Raw genomic sequence first — 18,850 nt, 5'->3', positions numbered from 1 at the left:
ACGGTCACTGGCGACCGGCATCGCGATCCCTCACCCACCGCAAGACGACATCAATCCCATGACTCAGTCAGGAGCCCAAAATGGCGACAACACGACCGGTAGCCCTCATCACGGGTGCGTCCTCCGGCATCGGAAAGGCGGCCGCCCTCGCGCTGGCCGCGGCCGGTTACGACGTGGTCGGCACCAGCCGCAACACCGCGCACGTCACCCCTGTGAAGGGCGTGACCTTCCTCGACCTCGACGTGACCAGCGACGCATCCGTGACCGCCGCGGTCGCAGAGGTGATCGACCGGTTCGGGCGGATCGACGTCCTGGTCAACAACGCCGGCATCGGCTCGGCGGGCGCCGCCGAGGAGAGCTCCGCCGCGCAGGCACAGGGCCTCTTCGACATCAACGTCTTCGGTGTCATCCGGATGACCAACGCCGTCCTGCCGCACATGCGCGCCCGGCGCAGCGGACGCGTCATCAACATCTCCTCCATCGTCGGGTTCATGCCGCAGCCCTACATGGCGGCCTACGCCGCCTCCAAGCACGCCGTCGAGGGCTACTCGGAGTCCGTCGACCACGAGATCCGCGAGTACGGCGTACGGGTCCTGCTCGTCGAACCCGCGTGGACCAACACCGCGTTCGACGCGGCCAGCGTGCGGCCCGACCAGCCCCTGGAGATCTACGCCAAGCAGCGGCACGTCTTCGAGGAGTACATGGCCGGAGCGGTCAAGGACGGCGACGACCCCGTCGTCGTCGCCAAGGAGATCGTCGCCGCGGCGACCGACGCCAAGCCGAAGCTTCGCTACACCGCAGGCGCCATCACCGGACGCGTCCGCACCATGCGCCGCATGGTCCCCACCCGCGTGTTCGACCAGCAGCTGCGCAAGCTCAACCGCCTGCCCGCCGCCTGACCCCCGTACGCCAACCCCCCCCACAGAAAGGGAAGCCCGCCATGAGCACCTATCTGGCAGACGCGGCCGAGAACCTCACCGTCGAAGGCCCCTCCGCGACGTTCACCTACCGGCGCATCGGTCCGCAGGGCGGCACCCCCCTGGTTCTGCTGAACCGGGTCCGGGCGACCATCGACTGGTGGGACCCTGAGTTTCTGGACCACCTGGCCGTCGAACACGACGTCATCGTGTTCGACGACATCGGCCACGGCTACACCACCGGTGAACCACGTGACTCCTTCGAAAGGTTCGCCGACGGTGCCATCGAGTTCATCGAGGCCCTCGGACTGCCGCAGGTGGACCTGCTCGGCTGGACCATGGGCGGCACCGTCGCCCAGCACATCACCCTCAAGCGGCCCGAACTGGTGCGCAGGCTGGTCGTGGCTGCCGCCAACCCCGGCGGCACGGTGCCCGGCGCTCCCGACCCGGACCCGAAGGTGCGGGCCACGATGACCAAGCCCGAAGTCACCGCGGAGGACCTGGTGTTCCTGTTCTTCCCCGAGACCGAGGCGGGGCGCGCCGCCGGGTACGAGTACCTCGCCAGGGTGGCCGCACGGCTGGCCGCCGGGGGCCCCGGTGTGTCCGAGGCGGCGGGGCTGGGCCAGATCACCGCGATCGCGAAGGACGCGGCGATCCCGTTCGAGCAGGTGCGAGCGGACCTGGAGACCATCAAGCACCCCGTCCTGTACGCCACCGGCATGCGGGACGTGATGATTCCCGCCCTGGCCTCCTACACGGCCGTCCAGCACCTCCCCAACGCCACCCTCGTCGCCTACAGCGACGCCGGCCACGGCTTCCCCTTCCAGCACCCCAAAGCCTTCGCCACCCAGGTGACCGCCTTCCTCGCGGCCTGACGGCGTCGGCCGAACACCTGCACCGGACAGGCGCCCGCCGCGCGATCTCACGCTGCGCTGAGCTCATCCCCTGTGTCCGGAGACGCGCGGCCGGCCAGGTCCCCTGCAACTCCGTTGCGAAAAGTCCCCTTTGAAGTCCCTGCAAGGGAGGGACCTGTCCCTGGTTCGACCGCCGAGACGCACCTCTCGCGGTGCTGGCTCAGCACAGTCACCGCACATCCATCTGAGTACCGGTACCGGGACAGTCCCGTCGAGGTGGTCCACGGTTCCGCCGAGGACCTGGTGACGATCGCCCCGTACCCGGTCGACGTCATCGTCTCCGGGCTGCCGTGGACCGTCATGCCGCACGAGCGGCAGCGGCGGACCCTCGACGCGGCGGCCGACGTACTGACTCCGAACGGCCGGTTCAGCACCTTCGCCTACGTCCACGCGGCCTGGACACCCCCGGCCCGCCGCTTCGCCACCGAGCTGACCGCGCGGTTCTCCACCGTGGAGCGCAGCCGGGTCGTATGGCCGAATCTCCCGCCCGCGCACGTGCACCGTGCGGTCATGCCGATCCACACACCCCTTCCCACCCCAACCCCCACTCGAACACTTCCGCACCGGAGGACCCCGTGACGCAGCACAGCATGTTCAGCATCGAGACCGTGGCGCCGAAGATCCGCAGGGTCACCTTCTCGAATCCGCCGGTGAACGTCGTCGGCGCGGACACCGTCATCCAACTGCTTTAGGTAGTCGATGAGTTGAGCCGCGACGAGGGGGTCCAGGTCGTCGTCTTTGACAGCGGCACGCCCGGATACTTCTTCAACCACGCCGATCTTGGCCAGGTGCCCGAACTCCTGGCGTTGAACGCCGCGGACGGGACCCCGAGGTGGGTCAAGCTCGTCACCCGCCTGACCAGCGCCCCGTTCATCAGCATCGCTTCCATCCGCGGGCGCACACGGGGCGGAGGCGACGAGATCACCCTGGCCTTCGACCTGCGCTACGCGAGCCGCGAGGAAGCGATCTTCTGCCAGCCCGAGGTTGCGATCGGCATCGTCCCGGGCGGTGGCGGCAGCGACCGTCTGGCCCGGCTGCTGGGGCGGGACCGCGCGCTCGAAGCGATCCTCACCAGCGAGGACTACGACGCCGAGCGCGCCGAGCAGTACGGCTGGGTGACCCGGGCCGTTCCCGACGCCGAACTCGACGCCTTCGTCGACGGTGTCGCGGCGCGCATCGCGTCCTTCGACAAGGCGTCCGTCCTGGGCGCCAAGGCACAGATCAACCGGTCGACCCTGCCGACGGTGGCCGACCTGCGCGCGTCCTGGGCGGAGTTCGCGGAATCGGTCAACTGGCCGGGATTCCAGGCGCGCGTGCCGCAGCTCGGGAAGGCCATCGCCGAGATCGGTCTCGACGAGATCGAGCGCAACCTCGGTTACTACGCCGGCCTGATCAACCAGCAGGGATAGGTCGACGACCAGGGACCACCCCCTCGGCCGGCGGATCCGTGAGGTTCACGCAGCGGCCTGGGCTTCGTGAGCCAGCTCGTCGAAGGAGCTCTCCCACACCTCCCGGACATCACGGCTGACCAGTGTGCGCAGTGTGGGCCATAGGCTGACCAGAAGGTCGCGATTGAGGAACCGGACCAGATCGTCTTGTAGTCCCTCGGCCAGGACAATCCGGTAGTAGCTCATCCGCAGCCGCGGCTGATCGAGATCGAACGTGGTCAGCCCCGACCACGCCAGATGCAGCGGCAAGGTCACTGTGCCGTGCTGAGGGCCGACGAGCTCGGAGAGCGCGGCAGGCGCACGCCGAGCGAACTTGGCACGGCGAAGATCAGAGAGATCGGGCTGTGTTGCCATACGTCGATTATCCAGGAAGAGCCTGCGGTGGGGCTCCTTGGTCCGCAGACCGCCGCAAGCTCTTCTCAGGTAGCCCATTAACAAGCGATGTTCTTCACCTCCTGGTGATTGGGTTAACCAAAGAGAGTGGCGGCAGGGCAAAATGGCTGCTCAGCGCCTTAATGGTCTCTGAAAATCTGAAGCGCGACCCACGTGTCCTGCCCGTCTGTCGATGTGCGCACCGTCGGTGCGCTGATTGACGCTCCCACTGTCGCCTCTCTACCGTTCCCTCATCGAGAGCAACCAGGACGGTGTACGGGGGTTTCATGGACGGTACGGGTCTCAGCGACGATCGCCTGCTGTCGAGGGCTGAACTCGCGGAGTTGGCCGGGGTGATGCGGCCGGCGGTCACCAACTGGCAACGTCGGTACGAGGACTATCCGGAGCCGGTCAGGACGGGGGAAACGGAACTATTCAGTCTACGGGCGGTCCTCCGCTGGCTCGACTCCCGTCAGATCCCGTCACGTGCGCGTGCGACCGACGAGCCGGCCGGGTTCACCTATGCCGACCGTATGCGGCGGAACCTCGTCGCGTCGGACGACGCCCGCCAGGGAGCGGCCGCGCTGAGTTGTGAGGCAGCAGGCAGCGGTCAGTTGAGCGACGAAGAAGAGCGTGCGCGGCGACTTGCGCAGCTACTGGGACCGATGGCAGACGCCGTGCGCGGCGGCGCATCGATGACGGACTACCTTGCCTTGCTTCTCTCCCTGGTCTTTCTTCAGGTGAGCGGAAGCCCGCGCTCGGTGTCGCTCCCGCGTATGGTGCGGGCTCGATCCAGGGCTGCCACGGCGGCGTTGTTGCAGGAGATTGGGGAGGCAGCCGACGAGGCACTGCGCCTGCGCGGTGTGCCGCCGGGCATGCGGACAGCCATCGTCAGGCTGGAACCTCGGGAGTACGGGGATGTTGTCGAGGTGATCCGCCTCACCGACGGCTTGGGGATCGACGAGTTCCGACAACTGGTGGATCAATTCGGCTCCCGAGCCGCGCTTCCCAGCGGAGAGTTCTTCACCCCACGTGCCGTGGTGCGGCTGATGCGGGACGCCGCCATAGGGGACGAGGACTCCGCGCAACGCGTCTACGACCCGTATGCGCGCGCAGGCGAGATGCTTGACGGAGTCGCTGAACGCCTCGGCGGTGTCGTGCCTCTGACTCTGCGTGGTGAGAGCCCGCAGCGCGGCACACTTCGGCTCGCCGGAATGAACCTCGCGCTGCACGGTATCCCGGTCGAACTGGAAGCCGGCACCGTGGCCCCATGGAACGAACGTGCCTGGCCGAAGGGCCACCGGGCCGACCTGATCCTGACCAATCCGCCTTTCAACGCTCACGGGGCCGTGCCGAAGCCGCGTGAGGGCATCGACTGGCCGTACGGACCGCCTCCCCCCGGTAGTCCTGCCTTCGCCTGGCTCCAGCACGTCATGGTGTCACTCAAGGACGAGGGCCGTGCAGGTGTGGTGATGCCGGTCAGCGCGGGCACCTCCACAGACGTCCGGGAGCGGGAGATCCGGAGCAGGCTGGTGGAGGACGGCGCCGTCGAATGCATTGTCGCGTTGCCGCCTCAGCTCTTTTCCGGGGCTCAGGTGTCCGTTTGCTTGTGGTTCTTGCGGAGTTCCACGGCGGTGCGCGAAGAGATCCTGTTCGTGGACGCCCGGGACCTGGGTGACAAGGCGACTCGCGGACCCCGAGTCCTCTCCGACGAACACGTCGGGGCCGTCACGAAAACCGTTCAGGCATGGCGACGAGGGACCGGATTCCGCCTCGGTCGGCAGAGAGCGGGCCATCTTGCGGTTGCTGCTCCGCTGGAGGCGGTGCGGGCTGCCGGTTATTCGCTCAGCCCCTCCGACTATGTGGACAGATGGATGTCCACGGCGTCACCGGCTGATGCGGCTACCGAGGCAGCAGCCACGGAGCGGGTGCTCTCTGCGGCGAGGCGTCGAACGAAAGCCGTGGACGGCGCGGTCGATGCGCTCTCGTACGGCCCGTTGCCGTCAGCCACCGTGCTCTCGTACGACGGGCTACCTCATGACTGGCGTCGGGTTCCGCTGGGAGAACTGGTCGACATCATGGCTGGTCCGTCCTACACACGCCTGCCGGCCGAGGTTCGCTCCGCGGCAGGCGATCTCCGTGTCGTGATGCCCAAGCACCTGCGTGAGGGACGTATCGACGATCGTGACATGGAGAAAGTAAGCGCGGATGTCGCCCGCGCACTGGCAAGGTTCCGTCTCAGCCCCGGAGACATCCTGTGCGTGCGTTCCGGTGCCCAGATGCCCCCTGCCTTGGTCGAGAAGGCGCAGGACGGCTGGCTCTTCAGCACCAACCTGCTGCGGCTGCGTGCCCCGGAAACGGATGGGGAGCCACTGGTCCTCCCCGGCTACCTGCTCGCCTATTTGTCTCTGCCGGAGACAGTGCACTGGCTCAAGGAGTACGCCCGCGGCACCGCCGTTCCTTCCCTCAGCGCCGCCACGCTGGCACTTCTGCCCGTACCGCTGCCGCCCCTTGCCCACCAGCGGCGAATCAGCGCCGCGCTGGATGCCGTGGACGCGCAGATCACCGCGCATCGTGAACTCATCCAGGCCGCGACCCGCCACCGCAGCACACTCGCCGCGCATCTGCTGACCGGCGTCCTGGTCCCCGAATGACGCACTCCTCTCCTTTCAGTCCGTCCGCGAAGGAAGACTTCTGTGAATGCTCCGTCGTCCGAGCCACGATCCGGAACCAGGTACCTGTGGCTACTCGTGGCAGCGCTGTTCTCGCTCGTGGTGGCTCTGGTCGCCGGGATCCTGAAGACCAGCACCGGAGCCGCATTCGCTGAGGCAGTCCTTTACGGCGGCACTGCTTTTGCCACGTCGATGGGCCTCTGCCTGCTTGTCCTGTCTGCAGCCGGCCAACTCTGAACGAGCTGACATGCCTTTCGGAACATCCCTCTGCGGGCCGCGCTCGTTCACCTCTGGTTGCGAAACACCGGGTACGCGGGCCACACCTCAACCGTCGGACAGAGTGTACGAACGGTGCGAGTTCTCTGGTCAGTCCAGACAACAAAGAAGGCCCGAGGCTTTGAACCTGGGCCTTCTTCATGGAGCGGGTGACGAGAATCGAACTCGCGCTCTCAGCTCGGGAAGCGACGGGGCTGGCGTCGCCAGATGGCTTCTGGCCTGGTCATATGTGCTGTGGGATGGCGCCCGGGGGTGCAGGATCGCACCGCTGTTGACCGTGGTTGCCCGCCCTTACGGGCATGCCGTGGGCACGGGCGCCACCAGCGGCCCGGTCATGCGTGTGCGCGACGCTTCGCACTGACCGGACCGCATCGTCTCGCCGACTGATCTGGAGTGTCCGTCGCGACAGCACACACCGGGATCCGGGTGGCTCACGGCCCGGTGCGCACCGACCGGCGGGCCTACCTGCGCGAGCCGGTCGGGCGGGCCGATGTTGCCGCGGTGACGGCGGCGGAACCGCCTCCCGCGTAGGTGATGTCCGGCCGAGGCGGCTTGGCCATGCCGGCTCCGAGGAAGTAGTCGACGTGGTGGGACTGCATGTACCCCTTGAACGTCATGGCGTTCCGGTAGGCGGGGTTGTGCGCGAGCGTGTACAGCCGGGTGTTCGTCGGCCGGTCGGTCGAGAAGATGATCAACTCGTTGTGGGACGCGTTGGTGTACACGGCCTCCTCGCGCCAGTCGCCGAGGATGTCGCCGACGAGGGTGGGCCCGCCCTGGGCGGCTGTGACCGCGCCGTGGTTCCAGGTGCTGACCAGCCGGGGCAGACTGCCGCTCGCCGTCGGACGCGCCGGGTCCCACTTCTCGATCTTGCCGCTGTTGAGCAGCTCCATGGTGAGGTCACCGTCCCACCACAGGCCCAGCTGCGGCCACGGACTCAACGACGTGTTCGGTTCGGTGAGCCTGTTGGTGGGCGCGTTGTACAGGCCCGAGAAGGACCAGACCTCCATGCCGGGGAAGCGCGGGTCGACGTCGCCCGCCATGCCGCGTCCGACGTCGGCGGGGCCGCCGTTGTGCTTCCAGATGACGGAGCCGTTCGCGGCGTCGTAGTAGTACTCGAGGAGGCCGCTCGGGTTGTGCTGTTGCACGCCGTAGCCTTCCAGGCCCGGACGGTCGGGGTCCATGTCGGCAAGGTGGAAGCGGTCGCCGTGGATGATGCCGCCTGGGCCCATCGAGTAGCGCAGGGAGCCGTTGCCGTTGAGGACGAACCCGATCTCGGCGACCTCGTCCGTCCCGTCACCGTTGACGTCGATGGCGCGGGTGTTGTGCCCGTCGGGTGCGTCCTGGTTGCCGCGCTCCCACGTCCACTGGCGGTCCAGCGAATCGCCGTCGAACTTCCAGGCGCCCGTCATCAGGTTGAAAGCCCCGTCGGCGCGCCGGTTCTTCATGTAGGCGACCAGGCTCGGGGTGGTGCCGTTGAGATACGCCACCCCGAGACGTGCGGCCATCGGACCGTCGCCCAGATAAGTGGTCGGTACGGCGGACCAGTTGCGGAGCGCTCCGGTCCGGCCGTCGAGGACGGCCATGAACTGACGTGAGTCGTCCGCGTGCGTCCAGGTCGTCCCGTCCCCGAACCTGACCCCGTCGGCGATCCGGACGGCGACCTCCGCACGGCCGTCGCTGTCGAAGTCGTAGACCGTGACGCCGTCCCAGTGGCCCAGGTCGATCGCGGACGATCCCGGTTCGATGTTGTCCTGGTTCTGGCTGTTCGGCCCCAGGTCGACATCCCAGAGGAAGTCGCCGTCGCCGCTGTAGGCCTCGAGCTTCTGGGGAGAGGTCTGGCGGTCCACCACGTAGTCGTACTCGCCGTCGCCGTCGAGGTCGCCGACCCAGACGAACTTCACCGGACCGCCGGAGCGCAACGGCACGCGGACCACGGGCTCCACGGAGTGGTTGGCCGTCAGGGTGAAGGCTCCGCTGGGCGCCTGCTCCTGCCCGCCCACGACCGGAGCCACTCGGTAGCTGTTGGACCGTGTCAGGTCGGCCGTGGAGTCCTGGTAGTTGGTCCCGCCCGTCAGGACGCCGGCATTGAGCTTGGTGTACGCGCCGCCGCCGGTGGACCGGTACACGTTGAAGCCGATGCCCTCCGGGTCGAGTCCCAGCAGCCGCCAGGAGACCAGGACCTGGGTGCTGCTGGAGCGCACCGCGACGACCCCGCGACCGAGATTCTCCATCACGCGCGCGGCCTGGATCGTCGGATCGGCTGCTGTGGCGTCGGCTGGAACCGGGTGCGAGGGGCCCGTGGCCAGAGTGGCGCAGACGGCCAGGACCGCCGAGATGGTGAGGGGCACCCGATGGGCGGCCCGCCGACGTAATTTCATGTACATGACAACCTCCTGGAACGGCTCACGGTGGTGAGCGCGCCGGTGCCCGCCCTCGGCCCAGGCCGGAAACGTCGAAGAGTTAAACCGTTTACACACCCGGGATGGAAGCACCGTGATGAGTACCCGTCAAGGTGGCGGGGGCATATAAGGACCCTCGTGTTGACGAGACGGAACGTATACGCGAGCATCGAGCGGAAACGTTTACATACAGGTGGGGACACTGGAGGCCCGATGCCTCGCCGGACAGCGGCCGACGACGGGCAGCCCCGCCTCGCGACGATCCGCGACGTGGCCCAACACGCCGGCGTCTCGGTCGCCACGGTCTCCCGGATCCTGTCCGGCACCTACCCCAGCGCCCCCTCCACGCGCGCCAAGGTCATGCGCGCCGTGAGCGAGCTCGACTACGTGGCGAACGCCCACGCCAGAGGACTCGCGGGGGTACGGCCCAAGAGCGTGGCCATCGTGGTCAACTCCGTCATCTCGCCGCACTACGCCCACGTCGCGCAGGGCGTGCAGGAGGAGGCCGCGCGGGAGGGCAGGCTGTGCATCGTCGGCACGACCGGCGGCGACCCGGAGCGGGAGCTGGCCACCATCGGGCTGATGCGCCAGGAGCAGGCCGAAGCCGTGATCCTCGTCGGCAACATCGTCGCCGACGACGCCTACCGCGAGCGCATGGCCAGCATCGCCCGCGCCCTCGCCCGGGCCGGCTCGCAGCTCGTGCTGTGCGGCCGCCCTCCGCTGGGGCCCGACGTCCCGGCCATCGGGGTCGAGTACGACAACACCGCCGGCGCTCACGCCATCACCAGTCACCTGCTCTCGGCGGGCCACCGGCGCATCCTGTTCCTGGGACGCCGCTCCGGATACACCACACCCGACAGCCGGATCGCCGGCTACCGCGCGGCATTGGCCGCGCACCGGGTCCCGCACGACCCCGGGCTCGAGGTCGACGGCACGATGGAGCGCGGCGAGGGCTACCGCATGATGCGTGAGCGGCTCGACAGGGGATCGGGACCACGAGACTTCACCGCCGTCTTCGCCAGCAACGATCTCATCGCCGCCGGCGTGCGCGACGTGCTGCGCGAGCGCGGGCTGCGCATTCCCGACGACGTCTCGTTGGTCGGATTCGACGATCTCCCCCCGGCCGCGGACATCGACCTGACCACCGTTCACGTCCCGCACGAGGAACTCGGCCGCACCGCCGTGCGGCTGGCGCTCAGGGGCGAGACGCCCGGTGCCGCCCAGCGCGTCCTGCTGGGCACCCACATCGTCGTCCGCGACTCAGTCCGCCGTCTTCGGGGGGTGTGACGGCCTCGTCCCGGAGCCTGCGCCGACTGGGCCTGAGCCTGACAGAGAGAAGGTCGGGAGCCGTCGCGGCTGCACAGACCTCGGCTCGGGCTTACTCGCCGGCTGCAGGGCCATACCACTGGAGTGCCTGCCCGGTGACGGCGGCGACGCACTCGAAATCCCGGTCACGGCAGGGGCAGGCGGCGGCGGTTCGGGGCGAAGCACCACAACGACGACCGCGCGCACCACAAGCAGAGGCCCACCGGCACCTGGCCAAGCCCGACGGTGCGGACGTGGTCCGCGCCCGACCCACCGGTCTGGACAACAAACAACCCCCAGATCCATGATCTGGGGGTTTCAACTGGAGCGGGTGACGAGAATCGAACTCGCACTCTCAGCTTGGGAAGCTCAGGTGTTCTGCAAGCGGTGACTGCTCTGACCTGCGACGGAAGTTGAACCGCGTCCGAGCGGTTGCAGACTTGTTCCCCGCTGTTCCCCGTGGTTCTCCGCGAGATCTGGCACGCATCTGGCACGTCCGGCCGGTGCCTCGCAACATCTGGCCTGCTGCGCGAGTCCCACTCGTACGCCCCTACGATGCGGGTCATGGGGACGTCTGATTCCACACCACTCATACGCGCTTGCTGGCTCTCATGGCTCGCAGTCGCGACCGTCGATCGAGCGGAGTTGGTGAAGACCCTTGGCTTGATGGATGCACGGGAGACCACCTGGGCCGATGGCGTGGAACTCATCGACGAGGTGGCACATGAGGAGGCGGAGCCGTTCTCCACAGTCGTCGTTACCCCGCCCATGCAGGGGTGGACCCTGGTCGTCGGACCGTACTTCGGCCTGTCCTATCCTCAGCAGACAGTGCACGTCACTGACCTGTGCCGAAAGTCGAGCGCGCACTTCGGCAAAGCCCAACTCTTCTTCCACAGCGAGCAGAACGACGGGGAGGCGTGGCTGATCGCCGACCGCGGACGGATCCTCAGACGTTGGATCAGTGAGGATTTTCAGCGTTGCCGCTCCAGGGTGAGGACGGCCGTGGCGATTGACGTCATTCGGTTCGGGCTGCACCGGGACCTGCGGAAGATCCTCCACGACTTCAGTCGGGCGATGCCACGCTCGACCGGGGCCCGGGCCGCGGAAAGCGCTCGGTTGACGGTTTGCTGGGTGGGTGTGAGGTCACGGCCCGGCGGGCGTCTGAGAGCTGTCGTCACCCATGGGCCGGCTCCCATGTAGGCCCGGTCGGCGAGGATCGGGATGCCCTGGCGTTCGCAGATCCGGATGATCCGGTGGGTGCGGGCCGCGGTGAGATCGTGTGCGCGGCCGGGCAGTGCGGGCGAGATCCACAGCAGCTGACCGGCTGGGTCGGTCACCACCTGCACGTTCACCCCGTGCCGGCGGTGCTTGTGGGAGAAGTCGGCCCGGCTGTCGCCGACCCGGTCGCACTCCGCCAGGGTTCCGTCGAGCAGGACGTACTCCGGGTCGGACTCGCGCAGGACGCGCAGCAGGCCCGGGGCGCGGTCGGCAAGCAGGTCGACGACGGCTGCCGTGTAGGCGTGGGCCGTGCCGACAGTGATGTCGAACCCGGCAGCGAGCTGGGCGAGAGTGTCGTGCCGGCGCAGGTACACCAGACCGACCAGCGCACGCTGGTGCGGTGGAAGCTTGCAGCGGCGGTCACCCTCGCGGGTGACGATGAGCATGGTGACCCACTCGACCAGGGCGTGCGGCAGGTCGAGTGCGGCAGATTACGGAACCAACGCGGCTCCTGCGTCTGAGGGTTGAGACTTCGAACACCTCTCCCAACGGCACGGGAGCCTCGTGCGTTGCGGGCATCGATCCCGTCACCCGATCAGTGGCCACACTGAAAACGCTCAGTCAGCCACGACGGCGGGTGCGCCGGTTGCCATGAGCCTGCTGTCCGCGCCCCTCCGATTGCTGGTCATGAAGACTTGCTTCATCCTGGAAGAGCAAGCGCCTTGCGCGGATGTTCCAGGGCTCGGTCATCTCCTTCTCACTGATGGCGAGCAAATCCTCTCTGAGCGATTTCGGGGTCGGAGGGTGGTCATGGGTACACCCAACTCAACTCAGTCAAGAATCGTGGTTTCAGGAGACGCCGTAGCTGATTGGATCATGGCGCGGCGCAAAGAAGATGAGCCACGGCGCACCACCGGGACCAAGTGGCAAGAACGACAGCAGAATGTTATCCAACAAGAGATACCCGGGGGTGCCCGTCTGGTTGCCATGTTGATCGAGGGGGCGCGGGATGGGGCTGACTTTCTTTCTTATACGAATGGTTGGAGTGAAATTAGTTGGGGCGAAGAGAGGATCAGCCATCACTATGCAATTCTTGGGCGTTTTCCAAAAAATGGAAGCATAACTGATTTCGAGAATGACGAAAACTTTTGCTGGCGAATGTCGGATGGCATAGGAATGACTAGGAGGCGCACGCCGTGTGCACACGATGATCGCGTTTGCCGGATAACCGATGAGCCCGATGAAGCGCATTTGATCGTACTGGTTGAGTCCGGGCTCAAGTATTTTGAGGATCATGATCTGCCCAAGGGAATTGACCGGGAGGATAAAGTCCCGTGGCTACTCGTAAAGCTGGGCGGGGATGGGATGCTGGACCGTAATGACAAACTGCACAGGGCTCTCACCCAACGCAGGGACAAGGTTATTGTCGTAACGACAGCAGACGACCTAAGGCGCGTCCCTGGGACGAAAATAAGCCGAAGCACGGCTTGGGATCTTGAGGCATCAGATTGCGCCAGAGTTTTCCGTACCCAAGATCGGCTTAACCAGTACCGATTTGTCGTTGTCTCATTTGGCCCAGCGGGTGCACTGCTATTTGACAGAGAGGCCAATGATGACGCCCGATTGAGGCTGTTTTACGACGCCTCAACAGTGGAAGGGTCGTCGGATTTCTGGCTCAATGGAAGAATGTGGGGGTACACATCTGCTTTGACTGCGGCGATTTGTCGCAAAATCCTGACTTCATGGGAGGACGATGCATCTTTGGTGGTGGGTAATGCAGTTATGAACGATGGAGTACGGCGCGGCATCGGGGCAATGCAAAGAATTTATGACGCCGGATTCGGGCCCATCTCTGACGATGACGCCCTTTGCTTCCCTGTGGCAGAAGTAGGTGCCGCAATCAATGGCACCGCTAGCGGTCGCGTCGCAGAAGTGCCAGTGGATAGAGAGGCTGGAAGCTCCTGGACAGTGCTCAATGCTAGTCCGCGCCGTCTGGATGAAATCGCACACGAGATTGTTTACAAGGGCGTCGAAAAAGCACTAGAAGTCACGAAAGTTCCCCACCTCAAATACGGAAGAGTAGTCACAGTTGATCGGCGAGAGATCGAGAGCTACCAATCAGTTAGGTCGCTCGTTAAGGATTATGTCGAGAGGCGCGGGACCCGTGTCCGTAATTACTGGGAGATGCAACAAGCTAGGACGCCGGTACCCCTATCTATAGCAATATTCGGACAGCCTGGATCGGGTAAGTCTACGGCGGTTAGGGAGATTATAGGGTCCCTGAAGATCCAGGACAGGGAACTGAAGATTGAGGAGTTCAATCTTTCTCAATTCCGAGGGACTTCCGAGTTGATCGACTCCTTCCATTTGCTCCGCGATCACCGCCTGAGGGGACGTGTGCCTGTGGTCCTTTGGGATGAATTCGATACAGATTTTGATGGAACCCTAGGTTGGCTTCGTTACTTCCTGTCTCCCATGCAAGACGGTAGTTTTCAGCAAGGGCAGGCCGTGCATCCCATAGGGCGATCTGTTTTCGTATTTGCGGGAGGGGTTGCAAGTACTCTAGACGAATTTAAGAATCTAGGGAGTGCGGAGGAGTTCAATCCGGCGAAAGGCAGTACGGAGGAGTTCAAGCTGGCGAAAGGTCCTGACTTTTTGAGCAGGGTGCGTGGAACCATGGAGCTCCAGGGAATTGACAAGCGGGATGATGATCCGCTTTGGGTTCTTCGAAGGGCCATCTTGCTTCGCTCCATATTGCAAAGCGAAACCCATCTATTTGACGGGCATGAAGATGGGGTTAGCGCAATCGATGCAGACGTACTAAATGCCTTCCTGGGGGTCGAAAAATTCAGTCATGGGGTCCGCTCCCTGAGGGCCATCGTGGTGAATAGCTCACTTGCCGGCGAGTATTACTACTCCAAATCGAGTCTGCCGAATGAAACTCAGCTGAATCTTCATGTGAAGTCGGGGGAGTTTTATGCCGCCATGAAGGAGAAGTGGTACGAGAGCGTCTGAGAGCTGTCGTCACCCATGGGCCGGCTCCCATGTAGGCCCGGTCGGCGAGGATCGGGATGCCCTGGCGTTCGCAGATCCGGATGATGCGGTGGGTGCGGGCCGCGGTGAGATCGTGTGCGCGGCCGGGCAGTGCGGGCGAGATGCACAGCAGCTGACCGGCTGGGTCGGTCACCACAGGCCCGGGGCGCGGTCGGCAAGCAGGTCGACGACGGCTGCCGTGTAGGCGTGGGCCGTGCCGACAGTGATGTCGAACCCGGCAGCGAGCTGGGCGAGAGTGTCGTGCCGGCGCAGGTACACCAGACCGACCAGCGCACGCTGGTGCGGTGGAAGCTTGCAGCGGCGGTCACCCTCGCGGGTGACGATGAGCATGGTGACCCACTCGACCAGGGCGTGCGGCAGGTCGAGTGCGGCAGATTACGGAACCAACGCGGCTCCTGCGTCTGAGGGTTGAGACTTCGAACACCTCTCCCAACGGCACGGGAGCCTCGTGCGTTGCGGGCATCGATCCCGTCACCCGATCAGTGGCCACACTGAAAACGCTCAGTGAGTACCCGGAGCTCGCCCTGGGCGAGCCGTTCGGAGTCGAGCGACGACTCCTCGACGCCTACGGCATCACGGGCAAGCCCGAGGATCTCGCCCCTGACAGCGACCTGGCCGGCGACTGGGCGGCGACGTGGGGGGATTGCTGGGCGACGACGGTCGCGGAGGAAAACAGCGTCGACCCCACGAAAGCCGCCGCCGATACGGGCTTGATCAGCGGCATGCTGGTGGCGGCTGCTCCACCCTTCGAGTAAGCGCACCGCTTGCCCACGGAACGACCACCGTCTCGCACACGGCTCCGGAGGCCGCTTGGCTCCTGGGTAACGAGGCAGGTCATGGCCTTACGCGACACAGATCTGGCGGAACGAGTCCACGGGTAGTCCACGGTCGCGAGCCGAGGAACCTAGCCGCGGCGGAGCCGTGCTATGCAGCGGATTCGGCGCCCTCCTGGCTCCCCCTTCTCCATCGCCACCCTCGGCAGCGGGGCACCCGGATCCACCAAAGAGGTCCCTCCAAGCCGTCCCCACAAGGCAGTATCCCGGTATGGATGATTGGGACGCATACACCCTGTCAGTTCACGAGCAACTGACTGCTACAGGATTCGTTCATGTGTGCAAGTGGGCGGGACACTTCGATCCAGAGACCTTCACGAAGTACGAAGAGGTTCTGTCAGCTGCCGAGGATGAGAAACCGATCCAGAAGTTCCTGGAAGAGAACCCGTGGATGCTGATCCAGCAGATGGGAGGAAGCTGCAGATGGATTCGCCCCCAGGTGAGACTGGGTGATGCTTACGTACCCGATTTCCTGGTGGCCAGACTCGACAGCTACCAACTGAACTGGACACTCGTCGAGCTGGAGAGCCCCAGAGCTCCACTCTTCATGGCGAGCGAAAAGAACGCCAATCGACCAGCAGAAAAGCTTCGAGAAGGACTCGACCAGATCACCGAATGGCGGCGATGGCTACGCGCAAACACGGACTATGCTCAGAGGCCGCGTGGAGCCGGGAAGGAAGGCCTGGGGCTTGTCGAGATCGGCGACTGGGCCAACGGACTGGTCATAATTGGCAGACGGTCTGAAATGACGATAGCGCAGCGCAGAACGCGTGATCAGTTGGCTTTTGAGAGCAGGACAAACATTTACACGTACGACTGGTTGACCGACGAGGGTCGCAGAGTCCGCGGACGTGTAGAGGAGCTTGGAGACGGCACCTGCGAAGAGTGCTCGATGTTCCTCTAGCCAGGAGAACGCAGGACAGGGTTGACGGGTCCGCCAACCGCTCAGGCGCGCGTGCAGGGCACCCACCACCGGGCCTCAGTCACGCTGTCTGGCGATGTCCGCCAGAGCAAGCCGTTCCGGCGGAAGCGTGGTTGGGCGGCCTTGAACGATGACCTCGTCGTCCCGAAGCAACATGGATGTGCGTCTGACCTTGGGCCGCTGCGTCTCTCACCTGCGCCGGTGGTCCGCAGGCGTCCGCGCTTGTCCGTCGCTGTCCGTCGGCGTTGTCACGCAGTTAGACACTCAGCGTCGGCCGCTATCCGGGGGCTAGGAACTAGGCCGTCACCTCGTCGATCGCGGCGAGGATCAACTCAGGCACGGCGGCAAGGGCGCTGTCCAAGAGGTACTCGATCGCTACAGCATCCTTGCTGCGGTTCACGTCGATCTGTGCAGTCCATTGGCCGGGCTGGTAGCGAGCAAGCATCGATAGCGCGTAGAGCACCGCCCACCAGGCCAACAGAGGGTGGAGCACGCGGTCGTCACCGCCGAATCGCGCGTGGATCACTCGGGTGGAGTCTGAGAGGCTGCGCCCCTTCCATGGTGCGATGTCCTCGAACCTACGCTTGGCAGCCTCCTCTCCGCCTACCACGTCCCATACCAGGCGGCAGCCGATCGTGCCTTGCATCGAATCCCAGCTATCCGGCCCGCTATCCGGGATGGCGCCAGTCGACCGGAAGCGGTGCCCTGTCAACGACGGATAGTCGGCGAGCCACGCACGTACGGCCTGCTCACGGTCGTGCGGGCTCGCGTGGTCTTGAAGGTTTCCAGGCAAGCCGGACACCATCGCCTGCAAGGTGTTCGCATCTACTTGATGCGTCTCTCTATTGACTGAGAGCTGCGGACGCGTTGCCGACTGCAAAGGCCAGAGACTCACTTCCAAGATCGAGGCCCACACGTCCGCGAGACGGGCTTCTTCAGGCAGTGATCGTGATCCGAGCATCGCCGCAAGTTGAGTGAACGACTGCGTTCCGGCTGCACCCTTGTCTTTGACGGTGACCGAGCCTAGGTCTGGTTGGTCCATCTGGGCGGCTGCGATTCCATGGCCGTTCAGGCGGCATTTGTCGGCGGGGACGGGTGCACACGCTGCGATGGCCCGTCCTGCCTGGCTCAGGCCGTAGAAGAGTACGAGGGGCCTGGAAGCCGGCCCAACCGAGGCAGCTGCGGTGAAGAGTTGCTCCGACTGCTCCAGTGCTGCGCTGAACAGCTTCTGGCGCGGGCCCTTGGCCGCATACCCTGGCGGCTCTGGACGGAGCTCTCGTAGGGCCCTCCATACTGCCGCTGTCGCGGGATACGTCTGATCACGGTACGTGGGATACGGCCTGCGAACCATTGCCCCATCTTGCCAGTGCAGAGCACACGGCCGTGGCGATGCCTCCTGCGGGCGACGGATGTAAGGATTGCCCAGTGATGTCCGAACCGAAGACCGCGAATAATCTCCTCGCCGAGGTGGAGCGCCTTGCCGCACTGCGTGAGCCGCCCGTGCGTAAACAGCATGTGGTCTCTCGGGTGTTGCTTAAGCAGTTCGCTGAGCGCCATCCCCGCCATGGCCTCTACCTGCTGTCGATCGACCTTGACCACCCGGAGCGCGCACCAGCGCGTAAGGGCCCGGGGGGCTGCGGATTCGAGGAGGACTTCGTGGCCTTCGCTTCTCAGTCTCTGGAGCACGTATGGGGCGGCACAGAGGAGAAGCTACCGGAAGTCTTTAACGCCCTGGCCAATGGCATCGACTCTCCGGACTACGTATCAACCCAGATCCTGCTGGACACTCTTTCCCTTCATTTGGTGCGCTCCCATACCTACCGCGACGTGCACTTTCGTACCTTCACAAAGCCCTACGCACTGATCTTCAACTTGTTGGTGAACGACATGCAAGGGCAGTTGCACGCGGCGGTACTGCGCGAGAAGGGGCTGCATGTGGTGGGCCGCGAGGGCCTAGAGCACTACGCCAGGGAACTGTTGCAGCATGCCGTCGACCTCTTTGAGAGCCACGGCATGCTGCGGGTGCGTATGGAGCAGGTATACCGCCAGGTCCGAGACCTGATCGCCGACTCCGACGTACGGATTCTCACGCCCCCACCCGGGCATGAGTTCCTCATCGGTGACGTGCCCTGCTTCACATTGCGCTTCGAGCCTGACAGCGTGCGCCCCAACGTCGCCGTGGCTGAGGCCGCCACCGTCGTGATGCCCCTCGGACGGCACCACGCCGTAGCCCTCGCCCGACCCGACACGGACGCCATAGTCTTCGAGTCCCTCGCCGCCCAGCTCAACGACCTCCAGGTTCAACAGGCGCGTTCGAAGGTCTACATGCACCCAGGCAGCGGCCTCGACGACTATGCCCGGCAGCGCGCTGCAAGTGTGAGGGCAACGACGCGGGGGCCGGCATCATGCTGACGACGTGGTGCTAGGAAACGTAGCCAGAAGCCGACCACCGCTTTAGGAGAGGGGCTGGGTGATCCGGCCGTTGGCCTGGCTTTTCGATGCCCGGTGAGGTGACCGGCG

15 protein-coding genes and 1 pseudogene are annotated in these 18,850 nt (G+C 65.2%); 10 read left to right on the top strand and 6 right to left on the bottom strand.

Annotated elements, in window-relative coordinates:
- The first annotated feature begins 80 nt into the window (after positions 1–80).
- The 4 genes from OG252_RS24660 to OG252_RS24645 all read left to right on the top strand — a co-directional run bounded on the left by OG252_RS24660 (position 81) and on the right by OG252_RS24645 (position 3,240).
- Positions 81–899: an oxidoreductase gene (locus tag OG252_RS24660; RefSeq protein ID WP_329338750.1), complete on the top strand. Its 819-nt coding sequence runs from the start codon at positions 81–83 to the stop codon at positions 897–899.
- 41 nt (positions 900–940) lie between these two features.
- Entirely contained in the window at positions 941–1,792 is an 852-nt protein-coding gene (locus OG252_RS24655) for an alpha/beta fold hydrolase (protein ID WP_329338748.1), read from the top strand.
- Positions 1,793–2,047: 255 nt separating this feature from the next.
- Positions 2,048–2,410, top strand: a complete 363-nt coding sequence (locus OG252_RS24650; RefSeq protein WP_329338746.1) for a class I SAM-dependent methyltransferase — start codon at positions 2,048–2,050, stop codon at positions 2,408–2,410.
- A gap of 125 nt (positions 2,411–2,535) precedes the next feature.
- Positions 2,536–3,240 (top strand): enoyl-CoA hydratase/isomerase family protein, encoded by a 705-nt coding sequence (locus OG252_RS24645; protein WP_329338745.1) that lies wholly within the window; start codon positions 2,536–2,538, stop codon positions 3,238–3,240.
- A gap of 45 nt (positions 3,241–3,285) precedes the next feature.
- Here the strand turns inward: OG252_RS24645 and OG252_RS24640 are convergent, their stop codons facing one another.
- Positions 3,286–3,633 carry a transcriptional regulator gene (locus tag OG252_RS24640; protein WP_329338743.1) on the bottom strand — a complete coding sequence of 116 codons (348 nt, stop codon included), beginning with the start codon at positions 3,631–3,633 and terminating at the stop codon, positions 3,286–3,288.
- A 305-nt stretch (positions 3,634–3,938) separates the two neighbouring features.
- Between OG252_RS24640 and OG252_RS24635 the strand changes: the two genes are divergently transcribed.
- Entirely contained in the window at positions 3,939–6,305 is a 2,367-nt protein-coding gene (locus OG252_RS24635; RefSeq protein WP_329338741.1) for an N-6 DNA methylase, read from the top strand.
- A gap of 755 nt (positions 6,306–7,060) precedes the next feature.
- On the opposite strand, the gene OG252_RS24630 is transcribed toward OG252_RS24635, so the two are convergent.
- Positions 7,061–8,983, bottom strand: a complete 1,923-nt coding sequence (locus OG252_RS24630; protein ID WP_329338739.1) for a rhamnogalacturonan lyase family protein — start codon at positions 8,981–8,983, stop codon at positions 7,061–7,063.
- A 228-nt stretch (positions 8,984–9,211) separates the two neighbouring features.
- On the opposite strand from OG252_RS24630, the gene OG252_RS24625 reads away from it, so the two are divergent.
- Complete coding sequence (locus OG252_RS24625; protein WP_329338737.1) at positions 9,212–10,285, top strand: LacI family DNA-binding transcriptional regulator; 1,074 nt, start codon at positions 9,212–9,214, stop codon at positions 10,283–10,285.
- A 989-nt stretch (positions 10,286–11,274) separates the two neighbouring features.
- On the opposite strand, the gene OG252_RS24620 is transcribed toward OG252_RS24625, so the two are convergent.
- Entirely contained in the window at positions 11,275–11,967 is a 693-nt protein-coding gene (locus OG252_RS24620; protein WP_329338735.1) for a transposase family protein, read from the bottom strand.
- Between the two features lie 403 nt (positions 11,968–12,370).
- Positions 12,371–12,772 (bottom strand): hypothetical protein, encoded by a 402-nt coding sequence (locus tag OG252_RS24615; protein ID WP_329338733.1) that lies wholly within the window; start codon positions 12,770–12,772, stop codon positions 12,371–12,373.
- On the opposite strand from OG252_RS24615, the gene OG252_RS24610 reads away from it, so the two are divergent.
- Positions 12,773–14,536, top strand: coding sequence for a hypothetical protein (locus tag OG252_RS24610; RefSeq protein ID WP_329338731.1), 1,764 nt, complete (start codon positions 12,773–12,775; stop codon positions 14,534–14,536).
- Here OG252_RS24610 and OG252_RS24605 read toward each other — a convergent pair.
- A pseudogene (locus OG252_RS24605) lies at positions 14,529–14,905 on the bottom strand (transposase family protein); the annotation flags it as partial. The gene OG252_RS24610 and the pseudogene OG252_RS24605 overlap by 8 nt on opposite strands.
- Positions 14,906–15,057: 152 nt before the next feature.
- On the opposite strand from OG252_RS24605, the gene OG252_RS24600 reads away from it, so the two are divergent.
- On the top strand, positions 15,058–15,330 hold the full coding sequence (locus OG252_RS24600; RefSeq protein WP_329338729.1) for a hypothetical protein: 273 nt from the start codon (positions 15,058–15,060) through the stop codon (positions 15,328–15,330).
- Positions 15,331–15,619: 289 nt separating this feature from the next.
- Positions 15,620–16,312 (top strand): Shedu anti-phage system protein SduA domain-containing protein, encoded by a 693-nt coding sequence (locus OG252_RS24595; protein WP_329338727.1) that lies wholly within the window; start codon positions 15,620–15,622, stop codon positions 16,310–16,312.
- Between the two features lie 313 nt (positions 16,313–16,625).
- On the opposite strand, the gene OG252_RS24590 is transcribed toward OG252_RS24595, so the two are convergent.
- The gene (locus OG252_RS24590; protein ID WP_443068426.1) at positions 16,626–17,681 is read right to left on the bottom strand and encodes a YaaC family protein; all 1,056 of its coding nucleotides are present in this window, start codon (positions 17,679–17,681) and stop codon (positions 16,626–16,628) included.
- Positions 17,682–17,758: 77 nt separating this feature from the next.
- Between OG252_RS24590 and OG252_RS24585 the strand changes: the two genes are divergently transcribed.
- Positions 17,759–18,742 carry a DUF4238 domain-containing protein gene (locus OG252_RS24585; protein ID WP_329338723.1) on the top strand — a complete coding sequence of 328 codons (984 nt, stop codon included), beginning with the start codon at positions 17,759–17,761 and terminating at the stop codon, positions 18,740–18,742.
- Positions 18,743–18,850 lie beyond the last annotated feature (108 nt).

The organism is Streptomyces sp. NBC_01352 (assembly GCF_036237295.1).
GTDB classification, from domain to species: domain Bacteria; phylum Actinomycetota; class Actinomycetes; order Streptomycetales; family Streptomycetaceae; genus Streptomyces; species Streptomyces plumbiresistens.
This window is presented reverse-complemented; position numbering and strand designations above follow the sequence as displayed.